This is a genomic window from Pseudarthrobacter sp. NPDC059871, from assembly GCF_042731175.1.
Taxonomy (GTDB): Bacteria; Actinomycetota; Actinomycetes; order Actinomycetales; family Micrococcaceae; genus Arthrobacter.
Map to the genome: position 1 here is coordinate 65,050 of NZ_JBHWJV010000003.1, position 20,124 is coordinate 85,173.

The following is a 20,124-nucleotide window of genomic DNA, read 5'->3' on the forward strand; positions in this document are numbered from 1 at the left end:
CGCCGCCGGCTCTAGGCGCGCCTGCCGGGTGAGAGGACCATGTCATCCAGCTTCGGCAGGGCGTGCCTGAGCCGGTGGTCCGCCTGGTCCAGCACATCCTGGGCCGAGGACAGGCTGCCGTCCTCCACCAGCACGATGGCGGTGCCCTGCAGCCGGTGGCCGCTCCAGCGCAGCTGCAGGCGCTGCACCCCAAGAACTCCCGGAGTGCTTTCCAGTGCCTCGGCGGCACGGGACACCAGGTCAGGTTCAATGCCGTCCATAAGCCGGCGACCGATACTGCGGACGGTTCCCCACAGCAGCACCATGATCGCCACTGAAATCAGCAGGCCTACGATGGGATCCGCCAGCGGGAAGCCCAGCATGACGCCAAGGGCACCCAGCACCACAGCCAGGGACGTGAAGCCGTCCGTCCTGGCATGGACGCCGTCGGCCACCAACGCGGCGGACCCGATTCTGCGGCCTACCCGGATGCGGTAGATCGCCACGGCCTCGTTTCCGGCGAAGCCGATCAGCCCGGCCGCCATCACCCAGCCCAGGTTCTGCAGCGGCTGCGGATGGATCAGCCGGTCCACGGACTGCCATCCTGCCACCACGGCGGAGAGGGCCACCACCGCCACGATGAAGAGCCCGGCCAGGTCCTCCGCCCGCCCGAACCCGAACGTGTAGCGGCGGGAGGCCGCCTTCCGGCCCAGGATGAACGCAATCCACAGCGGCACCGCCGTCAGGGCATCGGAAAAGTTGTGGATTGTGTCCGCGAGCAGCGCCACGGAACTGCTGAACAGCACCACCACGAACTGCAGCACGGTAGTGCCCAGCAACACGAACAGGCTGATTTTCAGGGCACGGATCCCTTCGGTGCTGGCCTCCATCGCGTCGTCGATCGAATCCGCGGAGTCGTGCGTGTGGGGGACGAACAGCTCCATCAGCCAGCCCTTGAAGCCGCTGTGGTGATGGTGGCCGTGGTCATGGTCATGGTCATGGTCGTGGCTGTGTTCGTGCTGGTGCCCGTGGTGGGTGAGCTGGGCCGCCTGCTGGCCGGGCCCGTTCACGAGGCGTGCCCCTCTCCGCCTTTGCCCGGCAGCCTGTGGTGGGCCGGTTCGCCACCCAGTGCGTGCTCCGCCTGGAAAATGGCGTCGGCCACGAGCTGCCGGGCATGTTCGTTCTCCAGCCGGTACAGCACCCGGGTCCCGTCCTGGCGCGTGGAGACCATGCGGGCCAGCCGCATTTTCGCCAGGTGCTGCGAAACGGCGGCAGGGGACTTGCCCACCACGTCAGCCAGTGCACCCACGGCCATCTCGCCGTCGCGCAGCGCCAGGATGATCCGTATCCGCGTGGCGTCGGCCAGCATGGAAAAGACCTCCACGGCCAGCTCCACGTACTGGCTGTCCGTTCCCAGCGAGCATCCATTCGTATCTGCATTCATGCGCATATAGTGTCATATAAAGGTCATGCCCTGCACTATGGTGCCGGGGCGCCGCCGACGGATAATGGATCGCACAGCCGCGCGGCCTTTGGAGGAAAGATGAAATTCGTGGGAGCCCTCATCGTCATCTGGCTGATCATCGGCGGCGTGGCCGCCTGGCAGCGGGGCTACTTCGGCGGAGCCCCCGGGTCCTGCGCAGAAGCAGGCACCATCGCCGTGACAATCGTCGCGGGGCCGCTGAACTACATGGGCGTCAACCCGCAGATCACCTGTGAGCTGCCGCAGCCGTCCCAGTAGGCGGACAGGTCCGCACCGCGGCTGCAGGAGAACGGCCGGAGCGGTCCTAGAGTAGGGACTGCGCAGGTATTGGCATGCCGCCTGCCTGCTCCGATCAGTCTCGAAAGGAATTCGCCGCGATGGCTTTCATTACCGTTGGAACTGAAAACAGCACCGACATCGAGCTCTACTACGAGGACCACGGCTCCGGCCAGCCGGTGGTGCTGATCCACGGCTACCCGCTGGACGGTGCGTCCTGGGAACGGCAGGCTACTGCCCTCCTGGCTGCCGGCTACCGCGTGATCACCTACGACCGGCGCGGCTTCGGGAAGTCCAGCAAGACCACCGAAGGCTACGACTACGACACGTTCGCGGCGGACCTCAACACCCTGCTGACAACGCTGGACCTCAGCAACACCGTCCTCGTAGGGTTCTCCATGGGCACGGGCGAGGTGGCACGCTACCTGGGCACCTACGGTTCGGAGCGCATTGCCAAGGCCGCCTTCCTGGGGTCCCTGGAACCGTTCCTGCTCAAGACCGACGACAACCCCGGAGGCGTTCCGCAGGAGGTGTTCGACGGGCTGAAGGAAGCCGTCACCGCGGACCGGTATGCGTTCTTCACCGAGTTCTTCAAGAACTTCTACAACTCGGACACGTTCCTGGGCACACCCCGCCTCAGCCAGGAGGCCGTCACCGCCAGCTGGAACGTGGCTGCAGGCTCCGGCGCCACCGCGTCCGTGGCAGCGCAGCCCACCTGGATCACGGACTTCCGCCAGGACATCCCCAAGATCGACGTTCCTGCGCTGATCGTGCACGGCACCGCGGATAACATCCTGCCCATCGACTCCACCGGGCGGCTGTTCGCCAAGGCACTGCCGGAGGCAGAGTACCTGGAAATCGAGGGGGCGCCGCACGGCCTGCTCCTGACCCACGCCGCCGAGGTCAACGAAGCCCTGCTCGGCTTCCTGGCCAAGCAGGGCTGACTGGCCAGGCTGGGTTAAAAACGTCCGGCGACGGCGGGATACCGCCGTCGCCGGACATGGGCAGGACGTGAGCTGCGGGTTTACCGGCGGAAGCCGCCGCCCCCGAGGCCGGGGCCCTGCTCCGCCGTGTATTCGCCGGCGGTGACGGTGTCCACCTTCGTGGCGCCGTCGAGCGAGCCCCCGCCCAGGCCCGCGCTCACCGTTGCCGTGCCCCCGGTGTAGACGGTGTATTCGGTGCCAGCGGTGATCGCCGCTGAGGAGTACACCAGCGAGGCAGCGGCCTTGGTGGTGACGAACGCTGCCACCACGGACCCGGACGGGTCGGCGATCTGGATGACGGTCCCGGCCGGGACGGACGAGCCCAGGGTCACCTGGACGCCGGACTGAGTGGACGATTCACCAGGCGTGACCGCCATGCCTGCGCTGCCTGCAGCGGCCACGGTCCCGCCGGTAACGGCCAGTTCGCCGTTGACGTCCAGGGCACCGTTCCCGTCGTTCGTGGGGCCGTTGACCACCACGGTGCCGCCCGAGATGGTGGCATTGCCGTTGGAGTCGAGTCCGTCGCCCTGTGCATTGATGGTCAGCAGGCCGCCGCTGATGTCCACGGTGTAATCGCCCACTTCCATGCCGCCGCCTGCTCCTGCACCGGAGGAGGCCGTGCTGCTGCCGCCCGAGGCGTTCACGCCGTCGTCGTTGGAGGTGATGTTGGCGGTGCCGCCGGACACCACGATGTGCTGGGCCTCCAGGCCCTCCTCGGATTCCTTGACGGTGGTGTCGCCGGCGGCGATGGTGAGGGTGTTGAAGGCCTTGACCCCGTCGTCGCCGGCCGTCACGGCGAGGGTGCCGCCATTGATGAGGACCCAGCCGCGGCCCTCGTCCTCCTCGTTGTCGGACTTGAAGCCGTCGTCGGCAGCGGTCACCTGGTAGGCGCCGTCCAGCAGCACGGCATAGTCCTTGCCCACGATGCCGTCGTCTGCCGCGTCCACCGTTACGGTGCCGCCGGCCAGGACAAGCCCGTCCTTGCTGGAGATGCCGTCGTTGTAGTTGCCGTCCACGGCCAGGGTGCCTGGGCCGGCGAGAGTGAGGTCCGCCTTGGAGTAGAGGGCGGCGTTGGGGGCGTCCGTTCCCTGGTCGGCGTAGGTGGCGGCGTCGCTGATCGAGTTGTTGGTGCCGTCGGCCAGGTAGACGATGGCTTCGTCTGCGCTTTTCACCACGAAGGGGGATCCCGTGGAGTTGGCCAGCGTGGCGCCGTCCAGGATGATGCGGACGGTGTCTTCCTCGCCCGCGGCCACCACGATCCTGCCGTCGGTGAGCGACCCGCTGAGTCGGTAGGTGCCCGCGGCGCTGATGGTGACAGTGTCGCCGTCCACCGAGACGCCGGCTGACGACCCGGAAGCAACGGCACTGGCGCCGTCAGCCAAGGTTACGGCTACTTCGGAGGCGGCATCCCAGGTGAGGTCGTCGCCGTCGAAGTGGGTGTCCTGGGCAAGCGTGTCCAGTGACACCGCCGTGGTGGTGCCGGTCGAGCTGGAGGAGACCGAGCTGGAGGAACCGGTGCTGGAGGACCCGGTGACGCCGGTGGGGGACGTGCCGGCCACGGAGCAGCCGGCCAGGCCGATGGCGGCTGCCATAGCGGCGACGGAAAGGTAAGTGCGGAGGCTTTTCATGGAGTGTCCTTGGGTGGGGAGAGCGGGTGGTAAGGCGTGCAGGATGGTGTGCCGGGCAGCGTGCTGTTGGCCAGGCGGCCAACCAGGCGCCCAGCCAGGCGGATCGAAGGGGCGGCCTCTCAGGCGGCTGGGCGGAGGGGGAGGCTGCGGGACAGCGTGCGGTTCCAGCGATTGGCCGGAAGTTCGGGCCGGAGGGCGGCCATCCCGGTGGCGAACTTGGAGATCCGGGACGGCCTGACGCCGGCCGCCCACAGATGCCGGTCCAGCGGCCCGGCGGTGGAACCGGATTTGGTTTCGAGGATGACGGCGTTGTCCAGGACCCATGGTTCCCGGCCCGGCCGCTGCCACGTCACGCCGGTATCAATGGTGGCGCGGCTGCCGGACTCCTGGAGGTAGAAGGTGGTGCGCTGATACCGCGTTTCCAGGACGGGTTCCAGGGTTCCGGCGGGGACGGACCCCACCGCGGCGGCCAGGGTTTCCCGGACGTAGTGCAGCCCCTCAGCCGTCAGCCGCGATCGGTCCTCGGGCAAGTACGGAATGCGTTCTTTGACGGTGGCCTCCCGGGCGCCTTCGGTCTTGACCTCCAGGAAGCTGATGGCGCTGTCCACGTAGGTCCGCGTGCGGATCTTGTAGCGGCGGCGCCGGCCGTGGGCTGCCAGCAGGTAGCTGTCCAGGGCGGCGGTGTCGAAGTAGACGGAGTCGTACGCGAAGCTGCGGGCTCCGTCCATTTCCAGGACCCGCATGTCCGCCCCGAAGGTGGCCAGCAGGTGCCGCGCGGTCCCGGTGGCCAGCACGTACTTCCGGTCAACGCGGGTCTGGAGAGCGGCCTCCGCGTTCAGTTCCTCCAGTCCCACGGAGGGGAAGAGATGGAGATTCCCGACGGCGGCGCCCGCGGGGTTCATCGCACGCCTGCCTGGACGTGGCCGGAAAGCTGCTCCGGGCTGGGGATGTACTCAGCGGCGGGGATGGTGCCTGCTGTGGCGGGCGCCGTCGTCGTAAATCCCGTGAGGGTTCCCGGGACGGAAGGGCCGGCGTAGGGGGCGGGGTAGTAGGCGTAGCGGACGTCCACGATGGTCTTGTCATTGACCAGGTCCAGCTGCTGGATGGTGGCGGAGTGGACCTTGCCGTGCAGCACTTCCTCCAGCCGGGCGTACAGCTCCCCGTCCTCGGCGATGGCCCGGTCCAAAATGACGGTCTGGTGGCGGTGCGCCGGCAGGACCTTGGGGTGGTCGCCCACGAACATCACCAGCAGGATCAGGGCCATCAGCGAAACGGTCAGCCAGAGCGGTTCGATGCCAAGCCCGGCGATCAGGCCCAGGGCCAGTGCCGAGAAGTAGTAGGCCACCTCGTGCTGGGCCAGTTCGGTGGAGCGGAGCCTGATGATGGACAGGACGCCGAATAGTCCCAGCCCCAGTCCCAGGCCGGCCGCCGAACCGGACAGTGCGGTGGCGACGGCCAGGACCCCCACGTTCATGCCGAGGTAGGAGACCACCAGGTCGCGCCGGCGGTGGCGGCGGAGGTAGAGGGCGAAGGTGAGGATGCTGATGGCTGCCAGGTCGGCGAGGATGAAAATGAGGTTCATGGGATTCTCCGGAATGTTTTTCGGTGGGCTGTTTCTTACGATGCCCGGCCATACTGTGCAGGTGCTGTGACGGAACCTAGCCGGGTATATGAGCTTCGGCTGAGGGTTTGCCGGCGGCATTCCCGGCCTCTTCGCGTGCGGGTCCTACTGAGGCCGGCCGGTCTTGTTTCCGGGCGAAAAGCCAGCGCTGCTGTACCGAGAAGCTGATGGCGAGCAACATGATTTCGGCCAGGATCTTGGCCGCCAGTGCCGGTACGGCAATGGCTTCAAGGGCCCAGATCAGCGCGACGTTGGCTGCGAGGAGAACCGCCACCAGGCTGAAATAGCGGAGCCCCGCGGACCGGGCCGGGCGTTGCCTGCCGTGTTCGAACACCACATGGCGGTTCACCAGGAAGTTCACCGCGGAACTCACCGCCCGGGCCCCCAGCACGGCCAGGAGCAGCGAATCCACCAGCACCGTGAGCAGCAGGAACACCGTGGTGTCCACCAGGAACGCCGCGAAGGACGAGCCGAGGAACTTCAGGAGCGGGGCATAGATGCGCACGGAGTCTGCCAGCGGGCGGAAGTGGGAACCGGAGTTGTGGTCCAGGTATACGGTGGCGATGTCCAGGGACTGGATGGAGTAGCCGGCGTTCTTCGCTTCCAGCAGCAGGTTCAGCTCGTACTCATACCGGTCGCCGCGGACGGACCGGAGCCACGGGAGCATGGCAGCCGGGTAGCCGCGCAGCCCCGTTTGGGTGTCCGGGATGCGCTCGCCGGTGGCCAGGGTGAACAGTGCCCTGGTGGCCGTGTTGCCGAGGCGGCTGCGGGCAGGCACATCGCCCGTGAAGCTCCTGCTGCCGAGGACCATGGTGGCCGCGCCTCTGGGATCGCTGCCGTTCCCATGGACTTTGCCGGCCACCCTGAGGATGTCCGTCACCGTGTGCTGGCCGTCGCTGTCGGCGCACACCACGTCATGGCCGGGCAGGTTGTCCGCGATGAAGCCGAAGCCGGCCTTCAGGGCGAACCCCTTGCCCCTGTTGCGTGCGTAGCCGATGACGTGGCACCCCAGGGCGTTGACGTCGTCGAACACGTCCTTGTAGGCGGGGCCGCTGCCGTCATCAACCACCACGACGGCGGTCCACGGCTCAGCGGCGCGGATCCGGCGGATCAGGGCGGGCAAGTGGTGGTCCGGTTCGTAGGCCGGGATCAGGATGATCATGGCCGCCTACCCGGCGATGTAAAGGATGTCGGAGGTGCCGCGTTCCTTGTTCTCGCCCAGCGGGTTGTTGACCAGCCCGCCGTTGAAGTACATGGTGGACGAGCCCCCGCCGTCGATGTTGTACGCGGTGGTGGCGCCCAGGCCCTGCATGATTTCGGCCAGGCCGGTCATGGTGACGCCGGCGCTGTAGCCGGGGCTGCGGCCATCCACCACCACGAACACCAGGTGGTTCTCATCGATGATGCCCACGGCGGTGCGCGGCTGCTCACCCTGGATGGAGTGGTTGCCGAAGTTGGTGTCCACCTCCACGTCCTCGATGCCGGAAGCCACCTCACCGTTGTCCAGGAGGGACGGGCCGAAGGAGAGGGTGTTCCAGACGCCGTCCGCCAGTAACTGTTCGGCGGTGGTGCTGGTTTCGTCGTAGACCTTGACCGTGCCGTCGCGGTAGAAGGCGAGGCCCTGGCGGGCGCCTTCGTCGCGGAACACCACGCCGTTGCGGATCACGATGCCGGTGTCCCGGAACCCGTAGTAGTCGCCGTTGATGGCGAAGATGGCGTTGTTCGCCTCAGCGATGGCGGAGGTGGTTTCGGTGATGTTCTCGCCGAAACTGTCGTTGGCGAAGGCGGACTGCAGGGCGGTGGCGTCATCGAGCACCACGTCGGCAACGTAGTAAGTGACGGTGCTGTCGCCGCTGCCGGTGGTCACGGTGGAGATGTTGATGTTGGACGAATCCGACGTGTAGGACGTGTCCGTGGTGACTGCTTCAGTGCCGGTGCCGGATCCATCGCTGGAAGCCGTGGTGGTGCCGGACTGGGCAGTGCCGCTTTGGGCGGTCCCGGCCTGGCTGGCCTCGTACGCGGAGACGTCCGAGATCTCCACGTGCTGGACCACGAACCGGTCCAGCGCCCAGGCTGTGGCGCCGCCGGCGGACAGGGTGAGGGCTACGGCCCCGGCGATGACGGCACGCCTGACGCGGCCTGGTTTACGTTTGGTGGTCTGCTGGGATGTCATGCCCCATTTCTACGGAGGCTGGTTAGCAGAAGGATTTGCCGTTGATGTGATTGGCCTGTGAAACCTGGGGTGCGTCGAGGCTGGAGGCCGCCGGGGCAGGCACAGCGGGGCAAAGCCTGTTGGCCAGGTCCTTGAGTTCCTGCGGGTGGAAGGGCTTGGTGAGGTAAGCCGCTGCACCCGAGGCCATCCCGGCCAGGACGTCGTCCTCTTCGGAGCGGGCGGTCAGGAACAGCAGTGGCGCCTTGCTCAGCGCCCGGACGGCCCGCGCCACCACGTGGCCGTCCATGTCCGGCAGCCCAAGGTCCAGCGTTACCAGGGACACCGACGGGTCGGCTGCGGCGGCGATGCCCTCGGCACCGCTCGCCACTGCCCGCACCTCAAATCCGGCGCGCGTCAGGACCACGGTGATGAGACCGCGGATATCGTCGTTGTCCTCCACCACAAGGCAGACACGTTGTTGTTCCATCGAAGCCCCCCACGCCAAAAGATGGCATCAGTCTAGCGTGACCGGGCTAGCCGTCGTAGTGTGTCTTCGCCGGCCCCTGGCCCAGGGAGTTGACCACAGCGCTGGCCACCTCGTGGAGTTTGGAATTGCGGGTGCTGGAGGCGGTCTTGAGGATATCGAAGGCGTCCTGCTGGCTGCACCGGTTCTGCGCCATGATGATGCCCACCGCCATATCGATCACGGTCCGGGATTCAAGGGTGGCGCGCAGGTTTGCCGCCGTCTCGCTGTAGTGGGCAAAACGCACCGCCAGGCGGAGGGCCAGCGAGGTCTGGCCGACGAAATCCTCGGCGAACTTGAGCGCCCTCCCCTCGAAACGGTGCGGCCGCCGCGAATACAGGAGCAGGGCGGCCTTGGTTTCGCCCTCCAGCCGGAAGGGCAGTGCAAGCACGGAACGGATGCCCTGGCCGAGGACGGCCTCGGCGTACTCCGGCCAGCTGCCGTCCTTTTCCAGGTCCGGCACATGCACGGTCACCTTCTCCACGGACGCCGTCAGGCTGGGCGTCTCCGCGTACTGGTGCTCGAGGAGGCCGAGCGATGCGGCTTCCGGGCTGCTGCTGGCCACGGTTGCGGGCTTGCGCTGCCGCAGCAGCGCGATGGCGCACAAAATCTCATCGCCGGGTTCGGAAAGATTGCGTGCGGACACCTGCGCCAGTTCATTAAGGAAGTCCTCAACGTCGGAGCTGCTGAGGACCAGCTCGTGCAGGTGTTCAGTGATGGATGTATCGGTCTTAGCTGTTGACTCGCTGGCCACGATTCTCTGGTGCCATTCGCTCAGGTCAAAACGAGCCAGGCAACATGGACACCGGCCGGCGGAAAGCCGGAAGGGGTTCAGGTCGCTGGATCGACGAACTTTCCAACGGCCTGCTGCTAAACCGATATCCAGAAGTATATACATGGCTTTGCAGGCGAAAGTGTCATGTTTCCGCATCTCCACCACTGGCGGACACGGGGTGTTCCCGGCAGAATGAAGCGGTCGCCGCGGCTGCGGTGGCAACCGGACGCCAACGGACACTTCGCCGGAGGGACGCGAACATGACCAGACTGCTCATCATCGGTCCGCCGGGTTCGGGCAAGGGGACGCAGGCCGAACACCTTGCCCGCCACTTCAACGTTCCGGCCGTCTCCACGGGGGACATTTTCCGCAGCAACGTGAGCAGGGAAACGGAACTTGGCCGCCAGGCCGCGGGATATCTCGACGGTGGAAGTTTCGTCCCGGACCACCTCACCAATGCGCTCGTCAGGGACCGGCTGCAGGACACGGACGTCCGTTCCGGTTTCCTGCTGGACGGCTATCCCCGTACGGCGCCGCAGGTGGCGGAGCTGGACAGCATGCTGGCCGACCAGGGCAGGGCGCTGGATGCGGTCATCGAACTGCTGGCCCCCGACGCCGAGCTGGAGCAGCGCATGCACCGGCGGGCACAGGAACAGGGCCGCTCGGATGACACCGAGGAGGTCTTCCGCCGCAGGCTGGAGCTCTACCACACGGAAACGCATGAAGTAGTCTCGGCCTATGCGGGCCGCGGACTGTTGGTATCCGTGGATGGCACCGGAGACCCCGGAGAGATCACCGCCCTGGCGATCGCCGCCGTCGAGAAATTCCTGGCCTCTTTCCATCCCCGCACCTGACCGGCCCCACCAGAAAAGGACACCCCCATGAAGATTGCCGTCACCGGCGGAAACGGAAAACTCGGCCGGCATGTGGTCCGCCGCCTCACGGATGACGGCCACCAGGTCCTGACCCTGGACCGTGCCGGGACACGCAGCCCCGGGCTCCTGGTGGTGGACCTGCGCAACTACGGCCAGGTGCTGGACGCCTTGTTGGGGGTGGATGACCGCCACGACGGGTTCGACGCCGTGGTGCACCTTGGTGCCATCCCGGCGCCGGGCATCCTTCCGGACGCCGCCACGTTCGAGAACAACATGCTGTCCACCTACAACGTCTTCCAGGCCGCGCGCCGCGCCGGGATCAAGAAGGTGGTGTACGCCTCCAGCGAGACGGTGCTGGGACTGCCGTTCGACGTCGACCCGCCCTACATTCCCGTTGACGAGGAATACCCGGCCCGGCCCGAAAGCACGTATTCCCTGGTCAAGAAGCTTGAAGAGCAGATGGCCGTGGAAATGACCCGCTGGGACCCGGACCTCAGCATCGTGGGACTGCGGTTCTCCAACGTCATGGACGTCGAAGACTACGAGCGGTTCCCGTCCTTCGACTCCGACGCGATGCTCCGCAAGTGGAACCTCTGGGGCTACATTGACGGACGCGACGGCGCGCAGGCGGTTGCGAAAGCACTCGAGAACGGAAAACCCGGGTTCGAAGCGTTCATCATCGCCAACGCGGACACCGTCATGAGCCGGTCCAGCGCCAGCCTCGCCGCAGAGGTCTTCCCCGCCGTCAAGGTCACCAAGGAACTCGGTGAGCACGAAACCATGCTGTCCATCGACAAGGCCCGCCGGCTCCTCGGCTTCGAACCCGGGCACAGCTGGCGCGATCACGGGGGATAATCTTCACCCTAGGCACTACTCACCGGGCATTGGCCCATGCGGCAAGGACGGACACCACGGTGGCACAGCACGAAACAGCAGGCTCCGGAACGTCCCGCACGGCGGACGGCAGGAACACCGGACGCTGGCGGGCCTTCCACGACAAGTTTGTCGTGGAGGAACGCTTTGTGGAACCGGAGGACCGGCGGGGCCTCTACCGTGCCTCGGTCATCCTGGCTGTGGTTGGCCTGGCACTGTTCATCGCCACCCTGGTCAGCGTGGTGCAGGCGGACGGCCTGTCCGCGGCAGACAACCCGGTCCGCGACTGGCTGCTGACGGAGCGCTCCGGCGCCCTCACCGCCGTCATGATTTTCCTGGCCGTTCTCTTCGGCCCCATCGCGCTGCCCATCATCGTCCTGGTGGTCATCGTGGTGTGGGGATTCGCGGCAAAGCACGCCTGGCGCCCCATCCTCCTGGCTTCAGCCATGCTCAGCGGCGTCATCATCTCGCAGATCATCCTCCACATCGTCCAACGGTCCCGCCCGCCGGAGGACACGATGCTCTTCGGAATCGACCACACCTTTTCCTTCCCGTCCGGCCACGTCCTGGGCGCCTGCGACTTCCTGCTGGTGGGCACCTTCCTCATCATTTCGCGCCGCAGGAACACCCGGGCCACCGTGCTCGGGTTCGTCGGTGCCGGTGTGGGCATCGTGCTGGCGTCGGTGAGCAGGCTGTATCTGGGCTACCACTGGCTGACGGACACCCTTGCATCGTTTTCGCTCTCGCTGCTGATCCTGGGCGGCGTGATTGCCCTGGATACCTGGCGGACAGCAAGGGTTCCGGGCGAACGGGTCACGGGGGAGCTGTCCAAGGCAGAAACCCCGCGCGACTGAGGCTGGTCAGCCCGGCGGCCGCTGCCTGGCGCGCTTCAGGGCGCTGTGCAGCTTCAGGTTCGCAGCCTCAAGTTCCAGCACCATAGCCACCCCGGCAAGGTTCAGGCCCTGTTCCAGCAGCTCGCCAATCCGCAGCAGCACCGCGATGTCATCCTCGCTGTACTGCCGCGTCCCGCCGGAGGTCCGGGCCGGCGTCAACAGGCCCTTGGTCTCGTAAAGGCGGATGTTCTGCTGGCCCGTGCCGGTGAGCCGGGCCGCTACCGAAATGGCGTAAACCGCAGTGGAACCGGGCCGCGCGGGAGGCGGGTCCTGCGGTTCTGCCATGCGTCCTCCAGGTACTCGGTGCGGTCTTGCTTCAGTTTTTCACGGGTGCTATAAAAAATCTATATCAGCCACCATAGAAGTTGCACCGTAAGAACGAAGACTCGAAACACCTTTCCCGCCAACGAGCTGCAAGGAGTGGGCGATGATGGCCGGCCCTCCCGACTACTACGCCATCCTGAACGTGCCGCCCGACGCCGGCCGTCTGGACATTGCGCGGGCCTACCGCGGCCTCATGCGCACCCACCATCCCGACGTCGGCCCGGCGGATCCCACCCAGTGCGCGCCGGACGATGAGCTGCTGCGCATCATGGACGCCTACGGGGTGCTGCGCGACCCGGCGCGGCGGGCGGCCTATGACCGGCAGCGGGCTCTAACGGCGGGCAAGACCATATCGACAGGCCATCCGCCGTCCACAGACCGGCCCGTCGCTGTCCGAAAGGTACCCGGCAACGGCGGAACCCCCGGAGACATCATCAGCGTCACCCCCGTGCGTTGGGAGAGCGGGCCGTGGGCCTGACCCCGGGCAACCGGGAGGTTTCCAACGCACTCACAACACCACATACAAGGAGGAAGGAGAGAGCCGCATGAGCGAGTGGCGGCGTTACGATTCACACCTGATCCCGGCGTTCCATGAGCGCTTTGAACGGCGGTGGGGCAAAGGGACGGCGCCTTTCCTGGACCCTGAAGCCCACGAGGAGCCGGTGCCGCGGGCGCAGTGGATCAACCCGTCCACCGGCGCAGCCCTTGCGGTGGTGCCGGTGTGGACCGTGGATGAAAGGCAGCAGCGGTCCTTCGGCGTTTTCTACCTGCCGCCGGCGGGTGACATCTGGGTCCTGAGGCCGGGTTACACCGCCTACCTTGAACCTGCCGACGGCGAACCCGAACACCTGGTCACGCTGCGCAATGATGCGTTCCGGAAGGCAGTGGCCCATGCCAAGGATTTCCTCTTCGGCTCCCAGTAGCCGTCGGCAGCAGGCTCGCTGACGGGCACCGCAGCAGTTGCTCGTCAGGGGGCCTTTGCTGTGCCATCCTGAGACGTACTTATCCGCCGATCACCACAAAGGCAGCCCGATGCACATCTCCGCCAAGGACCTCGCAGCAATCATTCCCCCGGGGTTCACGCTCGGCGTCGCCACCGCTGCCATCCAGATTGAGGGGGCCCTGGACGAGGACGGCCGCGGGCCCGCAGGCTGGGATGTTTTCGCCGCCAAGCCCGGCGCGATCGTGGAGGACCACAGCCATGCGGTGGCCACGGACCACTACCATCGGATGCCGCAGGACGTTGCCCTCATGAAGCAGCTGGGAGTGGACTCCTACCGGTTCTCCTTCGCCTGGCCGAGGATCCAGCCCACCGGCCGCGGGCCCGCCAACAGCGCAGGCCTTGCGTTCTACGACCGGCTCCTCGACGAGCTCCTGGCCAATGGAATCTCGCCGATGGCCACCATCTACCACTGGGACACGCCACTGGCGCTGGACGAGGCAGACGGCTGGATGAACCGTGACACCGCCTACCGGCTGGGGGAGTATGCCGCCATCCTCGCGGAAAAATTCGGCGACCGGGTTGCCCGGTGGGTCACCATCAACGAGCCGGCCACCGTCACCACCAACGGCTATACGCTGGGCCTGCACTCCCCGGGCAAGGAGCTGATGCTGGGTGCCTTCCCCACCGTGCACCACCAGCTGCTGGGCCACGGCCTTGCCGTGCAGGCGCTGCGTGCCGCCAAGGTCCCCGGCGAAATCGGGATGACCAACGTCTACTCACCCATGGTCCCCAACTCCATCAATCCGCTGGACAGGATCAGCGCCGGGCTCATGGACCTCGCCCAGAACCGGCTGTATGCGGATCCGGTCCTCACCGGAAAATATCCGGACCTCATCAGGGCCGCAAAGTTCTTCTCCTCCTTCGACCATCCGGATGAGGACATGGAGCTGATCTCCCAGCCACTGGATTTCTACGGACTCAACTACTACATGCCCACCAAGGTGGCCGTGGGCCCCGGCAGCGGGGCAGTCCCGGCCAGTATGGCTGAAGCCATGGGCAGCGACCTGAGCGCGGCAGGCAGCGGCGGCACGCCGTTCCACGTGGAAACCTGGCCCGAAGCGGATATCACGTCCTACGGCTGGCCGGTGAAGCCCGAGTACATCGGGGTGGCGCTGAAGGAAATGGCCGAGCGGTACCCCAACCTCCCTCCCGTCATCCTCACCGAAGGCGGCGCCAGCTTCGAGGACATCATCGTCCGGGACAAATCCACCAACACCCGGTTCATTCCGGATGAGCGGCGCCTGAAGTACCTCTCGGACCACCTTGAGACGGCCCTGCGCGCCACCGCTCCCGGGGGCGAAGCGGAGTCCGTGGACCTGCGCGGCTACTACGTCTGGTCACTGCTGGACAATTTTGAGTGGTCCGCGGGCTTCAACCAGCCGTTCGGGCTGTTGCACGTGGACTTCGAGACCCTTGAGCGCACCCCAAAGGCGTCCTACTTCTGGCTGCAGGAGCTCATCGAAGAGCGGGACCTGTTCCAGGCTGCAAGTGCGGCAATCGCCCAGGCCGTCATTCCGGAGGACGCCGCCTAGGGCCACATTTCAGGTGAGGCGGGTTCCTAGAGCAGGTCCAACATGCCCAACTGCTTGGCCATGCCGGCCCCATCGGGGGAGTAGATCCACGGCACCTTGGACGCGGTGTGGTCCCCGTCCTCGGAGTGGCCGCCGGCAAAAACCGACTCGCTGACGGACAACTGGCGGATGGCGATGGCCGCCACCTTGTCAGGGTTCTCGGAGGCGAAGCCGGAGTAGATGGCTTCGTCGTGCTGTCCGTTGTCCCCGATGAGGAGCCAGCGCACGTCCGGGAACTCCTTGCTGAGCCGTTCCAGGTTGCGGTGTTTGTGGTCCTGGCCGCTGCGGAACCAGCGGTCCTGCGTCAGGCCCCAGTCCGTCAGCAGCAGCGGGCCGGACGGGTACATGTTGCGGCCCAGGAACCTGGCCAGGGTAGGCGCAGCGTTCCACGGCCCGGTGGAGAGGTAAATGACGGGGGCATCGGGGTGTTCGATGGTCAGCCGGTCCAGCAGCACCGCCATCCCCGGCGTTGCCATACGGGCCCGCTCGCTGAGGACGAACGTGTTCCACAGGGCCAGGAACGGACGGGGCAGCGCCGTCACCATCACGGTGTCATCAATATCGGACACGATGCCGAACTTCACGTCAGGGGCAATGACGTGGATCAGGGCTTCTGCCGGCTCGGTACCCTCAGCCTGCAGCGTCGCTGTGTGCCAGCCCGGCGACAACTGGACGTCCACCTCGGTGTCCACCAGGCCGCCTCGGTCCGCCTGCACACGGGTGACAACATCGCCGATGGTGATCTCGACGTCGGTGAACTGCAGCGGCACGCCGGTAAAGGCGCGCCAGCCGCGGACGTTCTGGGTAGCGTTTTTGGCCTCCTGCTCGGCCTTGCTGCCGGGAAGCGGCTTCTGCGTCATCAGCACGCGGCCCAATACCCGGACGCGGCTGGTGGATCCGTAGCCCTGGTAGGCAATGGTCCGGGGCACGAAGTCCCAGCGCCTGGCGAGCCGGATCCGGAAGCTGTTGAACCCGTCAGAGATGTGGTGGGCCAGGCGGAAGGCCTGGTTCCCGCTAAGCTCGGGCCGGCTCACCGGAATCTGTCCCGGCTGCCCGGAAGCGGGCTGGGTTGCGGGCTGGGTCGGGTTCTGCGGCGCCGGGTCCATGGTTCCACTCTGCCATAGGGCAGCAGCCTGCGTGGGGGCGTACCGGAGCCGGCGGCGCAGTATGACGTCAGGCGCCCAGGATGCCGCGCAGGGTCCGGGCGTTGCGCACCGCGTGCCCGCCGCCGTCGTTATTGAAATAGGCGTACACGTCCAGCCCGTTGGCCGCCCAGCCGCGGATCCTGTCCGCCCACCAGTGGAGGTCGTCGTCCGAATAGGAGCCGGCGTAGAGGTGCTGGTGGTCAGGCCCGTGCAGCCGGACGTAGGTGAACGGGGCAGTGGTCTGGAGCAGGCACGGCAGATTGGCTCCGCTCATGATGCAGTAGGCGGCGCCGTGCCGCTCGAGGATTGCAAGGACTTCCGGGCAGTCCCAGGTGGGATGCCGGAATTCCACGGTGACCCGAATCCACTCCGGCACCGCGGCCAGGAAGTAATCCAGCCGGGCGTCGTCCCGTTCCAGTTGAGGCGGCAGCTGCACCAGGAGTACCGCCCGCTTGTCCCCGAGTTCGTGCCAGCAGCGGGCAATCCGGTCCACCCAGACTTCGGGCTGGTACAGCTTCCGCGCGTGCGTCAGGCCACGCGGAGCTTTAACGGACATGCTGAAGCCCGGGGGCAGGCGGCGGTTCCAGCCGGCAAAAGTGGTGTCCCGGGGCCAGCGGTAAAAGCTGGCGTTCAGCTCCACGGTGCTGAACTGCGGGACGTAGTGGGCCAGCCGGTCCTTCGCCGGCAGGCCGGGCGGGTACAGAACGTTTTCCCAGTGGTCATAGCTCCAGCCTGAGGTGCCGATATGGACTGCCACCCCTGCAGGCTACACCGGGCCCCCTGCGGTTTACCCGGATCGGGGAGCACGTTTGTGGCAGGGTAAGGTCATGGCGCGAATCGAAGATTATGCGGTGGTAGGCGACCTTCAAACCGGGGCGCTGATCAGCAAAGAAGGTTCCATCGACTGGCTGTGCCTTCCTAGGTTCGACTCTCCGGCCTGCTTCAGTGCGCTGCTTGACACACCCGATGCCGGCCGCTGGCTGCTGGCACCCGAAAGCGGCGGGCCGTGCACCCGGCGGGGATACCGGGACGGAAGCCTGATCCTGGAAACCGAATGGGACACCCCCGACGGAACGGTGCGCGTCATCGACTTCATGCCGCCACGGGACTCCGTGGCGGACATCGTGCGGATCGTCGAGGGCGTCAGCGGCACCGTGAAAATGCACTGCGAGCTGGTCCTTCGGTTCGACTACGGCCACATCGTTCCGTGGGTACGCCGGGACAAGCATGGGCTCCACGCCATCGCCGGGCCGGACGCTGCCTACTTCGTGACGCCGGCGGAAGTGCACGGCGAGAACATGCACACCGTGGGAGACTTCACCGTCAGCGCCGGGGAGCGCATCCCGTTCGTCCTCACGTGGGCTCCCAGCCACGTGGGCCGTCCGCACTCCGTGGACGCAGAAAAGGTCCTGGACACCACCTTCGCCTTCTGGCGCGGCTGGACCACCCAGTGCACGGTGCAGGGCGAATACCAGGACGCCGTGGTGCGCTCGCTGGTGACCCTCAAAGCGCTGACCTATGCACCAACCGGCGGCATCGTGGCCGCCGTGACCACCTCCCTGCCCGAACAGCCAGGCGGTCCCCGCAACTGGGACTACAGGTACTGCTGGCTGCGGGACGCCACCATGACGCTGCAGGCGCTCCTGGCCGCCGGCTACACCGCCGAGGCAGCGGCCTGGCGGGAATGGCTGCTGCGTGCGGTGGCCGGGGACCCTGCTGACCTGCAGATCATGTACGGCATCCACGGTGAGCGGCGCCTGCCCGAGCTGGAGCTGCCCTGGCTCAGGGGATACGAGAACTCGACGCCCGTGCGGATCGGCAACGCGGCAGCCGAGCAGCTCCAGCTGGATGTGTGGGGCGAGGTGCTGGACTGCCTGGCGCTGACCCGTAATTCACTGCTGAAGCATCCGGACGATTCTTGGGACCTGCAGTGCGCCCTGATGACCCACCTGGAGACCATCTGGGACCAGCCGGACAACGGGCTGTGGGAAATGCGCGGACCTCGCCGGCACTTCACCCACTCGAAGGTCATGGCGTGGGTTGCCGCCGACCGGATGGTGAAGGGCGTCAGGGAGTCCGGCCTGCCGGGGCCGGTTGAACGGTGGGAGGCGCTGCGTGACACCATCCACCGGGATGTGATGGACAACGGATTCGACGCCGAACGCAACACCTTCGTGCAGTCCTACGGCAGCCCGGAACTTGATGCCAGCCTGTTGCTGATCCCGCGCGTGGGCTTCCTGCCGCCGGACGATCCCCGCGTCATCGGGACCATCGAGGCGATCCAGCGCGAGCTGACCGAGGACGGCTTCGTGCTGCGCTACCGTCCGGAACAGAGCGACGACGGCCTGCCGGGGAGCGAGGGCGTCTTCCTCGCCTGCTCGTTCTGGCTGGTGGAGGCGTTGCTCGGCGCGGGTCGGCATGAGGAGTCGCGCGAACTTTTCGAGAGGCTCCTGGAGCTGCGCAACGACGTGGGGCTCCTGAGCGAGGAATGGGCAGTCCGGGCCGGCCGGCAGCTGGGCAACACCCCGCAGGCGTTCAGCCACTTTGCCCTTGTGACTAGCGCTTTGGAGCTGCATCAGGATACCGTTCGGCGGAGTGACACCCCTATCCCGCCGGAGTCGGCGGGACGGCGCTGAGGCGGCGCCGGCACAGGGCTGAACTTTCCCTTCGCAGAATAGATAAGTAGACTTACTAACACCTCATGGAGTGCTCCACAAGCACAATGCCGTGACTGACGGAGGAGGAGTGATTCGCATGGCCGGGTATTTTGAGCTCGTTGATGCCCCTGACGGTGGCTACAGGGTCAGGATGATGGACGGGGCGGGGCACCTGATGGCAATCTCGGTGACCTTCCCCACGAAGCGGGCGGCGGTGGCCGGAGTGGCCATGGCCCGTGAAATTGCAGGGACGGGCCTGATTCGGGATAAGAGCCTGGACGGTGCCGGAACGGTGATCAGGGAGCGGGTCCGGCCGGTGGCAACTCCCAAGGAAGAAGCTGCCCGGCATAAGAAGGCCCCGGAGGCCCGGCGGGCCGCGGTGGGCTGATGGGCCAGCAGGACACGCCCCCCGGTGGACGCCGCCGGGGGGTTCTCTTTGACGTTGACGGAACGCTGATTGATTCGTCGTACCTCCACACCGTTTCCTGGTGGGGCGCCTTCCGCCAGTTCGGCTACGACATTCCCATGGCCTCCATCCACTACCTCGTGGGCATGGGCGGGGACCGGCTGGTGGACACCTTACTGCCCGCGGGCCGGGACCGCAGCGCCGATGCGGACATCATGGACAGCCACGGCGCACTGTATGCAGCCCACTGGCCCTCCCTGCGGGCTTTTGACGGCTCGAAGGACCTGCTGGCCCAGTGCCATGCCGGTGGCCTCGCCGTCGCCCTGGCCTCATCGGCCCGGGAAAAAGACCTGCAGGTCATGAAGGGAATCCTTGACGCTGACGCATTCATCGATGCCGCCACCAGCTCCAAGGATGCCGAGGAGAGCAAGCCGGCCCCGGACATCCTGGCTGCTGCCCTGGAAGCGATCGACGTAGAACCTGCCGATGCTGTCTTCGTTGGAGACGCGGTCTGGGACATGAAAGCCGCGACGGCACTCGGCATCCCGGCCGTGGGGGTCACCTGCGGCGGAATCAGCGCCGACGTGCTCCGGGACGCCGGCGCGGTGGACGTCTACGACAACCCTGCCGACCTGTTGCGGAACCTGGCCGGCAGCGCCATAGGGAAGCTGCTGAACCGCGGCAGCTAGCCCGGGGTTTCCATGGAAGAGCCGCCTGTCGCGTCCTTCTCGGTGCCGTTATCGGCGGGTTTGGCCCAGGACACGGCCACCTTCACGGAACCGTCATCATTCCTCTCAACGTCCGTGACGACGTCGGCCGGGCTGGCACCCATGTCCACGATCCGGGCCCGGTAGCTGGCCACCAACTCCTCGAGGCTGGCTTCCGTCCATTCGCCGGGCCGCATGCGGGTGGAAATCTCGACCGGTTCCGGCTGGTACAGCGTCATGGCGTCCTCGT

The 20,124-nt window shown here is 66.5% G+C and carries 24 protein-coding genes; 11 read left to right on the forward strand and 13 right to left on the reverse strand.

All coding sequences use genetic code 11. From position 1 onward, the window contains the following. Positions 1–11 precede the first annotated feature (11 nt). Together ACFV4R_RS05410 and ACFV4R_RS05415 are read right to left on the reverse strand one after the other, a co-directional pair. Positions 12–923 carry a cation diffusion facilitator family transporter gene (locus ACFV4R_RS05410; RefSeq protein ID WP_377201648.1) on the reverse strand — a complete coding sequence of 304 codons (912 nt, stop codon included), beginning with the start codon at positions 921–923 and terminating at the stop codon, positions 12–14. Positions 924–1,045: 122 nt separating this feature from the next. Continuing rightward, on the reverse strand, positions 1,046–1,423 hold the full coding sequence (locus tag ACFV4R_RS05415) for an ArsR/SmtB family transcription factor (RefSeq protein ID WP_377201578.1): 378 nt from the start codon (positions 1,421–1,423) through the stop codon (positions 1,046–1,048). A gap of 99 nt (positions 1,424–1,522) precedes the next feature. Between ACFV4R_RS05415 and ACFV4R_RS05420 the strand changes: the two genes are divergently transcribed. Then, positions 1,523–1,720 (forward strand): hypothetical protein, encoded by a 198-nt coding sequence (locus ACFV4R_RS05420; RefSeq protein WP_091723105.1) that lies wholly within the window; start codon positions 1,523–1,525, stop codon positions 1,718–1,720. A 119-nt stretch (positions 1,721–1,839) separates the two neighbouring features. Continuing rightward, positions 1,840–2,682 carry an alpha/beta fold hydrolase gene (locus ACFV4R_RS05425; protein ID WP_377201577.1) on the forward strand — a complete coding sequence of 281 codons (843 nt, stop codon included), beginning with the start codon at positions 1,840–1,842 and terminating at the stop codon, positions 2,680–2,682. An 80-nt stretch (positions 2,683–2,762) separates the two neighbouring features. Here ACFV4R_RS05425 and ACFV4R_RS05430 read toward each other — a convergent pair whose 3' ends face one another. From ACFV4R_RS05430 to ACFV4R_RS05460, 7 genes are all read right to left on the reverse strand, one after another. Beyond that, positions 2,763–4,349 (reverse strand): carbohydrate-binding domain-containing protein, encoded by a 1,587-nt coding sequence (locus tag ACFV4R_RS05430; RefSeq protein ID WP_377201576.1) that lies wholly within the window; start codon positions 4,347–4,349, stop codon positions 2,763–2,765. 119 nt (positions 4,350–4,468) lie between these two features. Beyond that, positions 4,469–5,251 (reverse strand): polyphosphate polymerase domain-containing protein, encoded by a 783-nt coding sequence (locus ACFV4R_RS05435; RefSeq protein WP_377201575.1) that lies wholly within the window; start codon positions 5,249–5,251, stop codon positions 4,469–4,471. Beyond that, positions 5,248–5,931, reverse strand: a complete 684-nt coding sequence (locus tag ACFV4R_RS05440; RefSeq protein WP_377201574.1) for a DUF4956 domain-containing protein — start codon at positions 5,929–5,931, stop codon at positions 5,248–5,250. The genes ACFV4R_RS05435 and ACFV4R_RS05440 overlap by 4 nt, the downstream gene beginning before the upstream one ends. Before the next feature lie 76 nt (positions 5,932–6,007). Further along, positions 6,008–7,132: a GtrA family protein gene (locus ACFV4R_RS05445; RefSeq protein WP_377201573.1), complete on the reverse strand. Its 1,125-nt coding sequence runs from the start codon at positions 7,130–7,132 to the stop codon at positions 6,008–6,010. A 6-nt stretch (positions 7,133–7,138) separates the two neighbouring features. After that, positions 7,139–8,143 carry a phosphodiester glycosidase family protein gene (locus ACFV4R_RS05450; protein ID WP_377201572.1) on the reverse strand — a complete coding sequence of 335 codons (1,005 nt, stop codon included), beginning with the start codon at positions 8,141–8,143 and terminating at the stop codon, positions 7,139–7,141. Between the two features lie 22 nt (positions 8,144–8,165). Further along, complete coding sequence (locus ACFV4R_RS05455) at positions 8,166–8,609, reverse strand: response regulator transcription factor (protein WP_377201571.1); 444 nt, start codon at positions 8,607–8,609, stop codon at positions 8,166–8,168. Positions 8,610–8,655: 46 nt separating this feature from the next. Then, positions 8,656–9,399 (reverse strand): ANTAR domain-containing protein, encoded by a 744-nt coding sequence (locus ACFV4R_RS05460; RefSeq protein ID WP_377201570.1) that lies wholly within the window; start codon positions 9,397–9,399, stop codon positions 8,656–8,658. A gap of 281 nt (positions 9,400–9,680) precedes the next feature. Here ACFV4R_RS05460 and ACFV4R_RS05465 point away from each other — a divergent pair, with 281 nt between their 5' ends. From ACFV4R_RS05465 to ACFV4R_RS05475, 3 genes are read left to right on the forward strand one after another with little or no spacing between them, the layout of a single operon-like run. Then, entirely contained in the window at positions 9,681–10,274 is a 594-nt protein-coding gene (locus tag ACFV4R_RS05465; protein WP_377201569.1) for an adenylate kinase, read from the forward strand. Positions 10,275–10,301: 27 nt separating this feature from the next. Continuing rightward, positions 10,302–11,150: an NAD-dependent epimerase/dehydratase family protein gene (locus ACFV4R_RS05470; protein ID WP_377201568.1), complete on the forward strand. Its 849-nt coding sequence runs from the start codon at positions 10,302–10,304 to the stop codon at positions 11,148–11,150. A gap of 59 nt (positions 11,151–11,209) precedes the next feature. After that, complete coding sequence (locus tag ACFV4R_RS05475; RefSeq protein WP_377201567.1) at positions 11,210–12,022, forward strand: phosphatase PAP2 family protein; 813 nt, start codon at positions 11,210–11,212, stop codon at positions 12,020–12,022. 6 nt (positions 12,023–12,028) lie between these two features. Here ACFV4R_RS05475 and ACFV4R_RS05480 read toward each other — a convergent pair whose 3' ends face one another. Further along, positions 12,029–12,346: a MerR family transcriptional regulator gene (locus tag ACFV4R_RS05480; protein ID WP_377201566.1), complete on the reverse strand. Its 318-nt coding sequence runs from the start codon at positions 12,344–12,346 to the stop codon at positions 12,029–12,031. 142 nt (positions 12,347–12,488) lie between these two features. On the opposite strand from ACFV4R_RS05480, the gene ACFV4R_RS05485 reads away from it, so the two are divergent. The 3 genes from ACFV4R_RS05485 (at position 12,489) to ACFV4R_RS05495 (ending at position 14,920) form a co-directional block, all read left to right on the forward strand. Next, positions 12,489–12,863 carry a J domain-containing protein gene (locus ACFV4R_RS05485; RefSeq protein ID WP_377201565.1) on the forward strand — a complete coding sequence of 125 codons (375 nt, stop codon included), beginning with the start codon at positions 12,489–12,491 and terminating at the stop codon, positions 12,861–12,863. Positions 12,864–12,930: 67 nt separating this feature from the next. Further along, positions 12,931–13,308 (forward strand): hypothetical protein, encoded by a 378-nt coding sequence (locus ACFV4R_RS05490; RefSeq protein WP_377201564.1) that lies wholly within the window; start codon positions 12,931–12,933, stop codon positions 13,306–13,308. 109 nt (positions 13,309–13,417) lie between these two features. Then, positions 13,418–14,920 (forward strand): glycoside hydrolase family 1 protein, encoded by a 1,503-nt coding sequence (locus ACFV4R_RS05495; RefSeq protein ID WP_377201563.1) that lies wholly within the window; start codon positions 13,418–13,420, stop codon positions 14,918–14,920. Positions 14,921–14,946: 26 nt separating this feature from the next. Here ACFV4R_RS05495 and ACFV4R_RS05500 read toward each other — a convergent pair whose 3' ends face one another. Both ACFV4R_RS05500 and ACFV4R_RS05505 read right to left on the reverse strand, forming a co-directional pair. After that, positions 14,947–16,065 (reverse strand): App1 family protein, encoded by a 1,119-nt coding sequence (locus tag ACFV4R_RS05500; RefSeq protein WP_377201562.1) that lies wholly within the window; start codon positions 16,063–16,065, stop codon positions 14,947–14,949. Positions 16,066–16,132: 67 nt separating this feature from the next. Beyond that, entirely contained in the window at positions 16,133–16,861 is a 729-nt protein-coding gene (locus ACFV4R_RS05505; protein WP_377201561.1) for a DUF72 domain-containing protein, read from the reverse strand. A gap of 70 nt (positions 16,862–16,931) precedes the next feature. On the opposite strand from ACFV4R_RS05505, the gene ACFV4R_RS05510 reads away from it, so the two are divergent. The 3 genes from ACFV4R_RS05510 (at position 16,932) to ACFV4R_RS05520 (ending at position 19,856) form a co-directional block, all read left to right on the forward strand. Next, positions 16,932–18,740 (forward strand): glycoside hydrolase family 15 protein, encoded by a 1,809-nt coding sequence (locus ACFV4R_RS05510; RefSeq protein WP_377201560.1) that lies wholly within the window; start codon positions 16,932–16,934, stop codon positions 18,738–18,740. A gap of 118 nt (positions 18,741–18,858) precedes the next feature. Continuing rightward, a complete protein-coding gene (locus ACFV4R_RS05515; protein WP_056078112.1) occupies positions 18,859–19,149 on the forward strand; it encodes a hypothetical protein in 291 nt (96 codons plus the stop codon). Next, positions 19,149–19,856 (forward strand): HAD family hydrolase, encoded by a 708-nt coding sequence (locus ACFV4R_RS05520; RefSeq protein ID WP_377201559.1) that lies wholly within the window; start codon positions 19,149–19,151, stop codon positions 19,854–19,856. Before ACFV4R_RS05515 ends, ACFV4R_RS05520 begins: the two co-directional genes overlap by 1 nt. Here the strand turns inward: ACFV4R_RS05520 and ACFV4R_RS05525 are convergent. After that, a complete protein-coding gene (locus ACFV4R_RS05525) occupies positions 19,853–20,113 on the reverse strand; it encodes a hypothetical protein (RefSeq protein ID WP_377201558.1) in 261 nt (86 codons plus the stop codon). The genes ACFV4R_RS05520 and ACFV4R_RS05525 overlap by 4 nt on opposite strands. Positions 20,114–20,124: the final 11 nt, after the last annotated feature.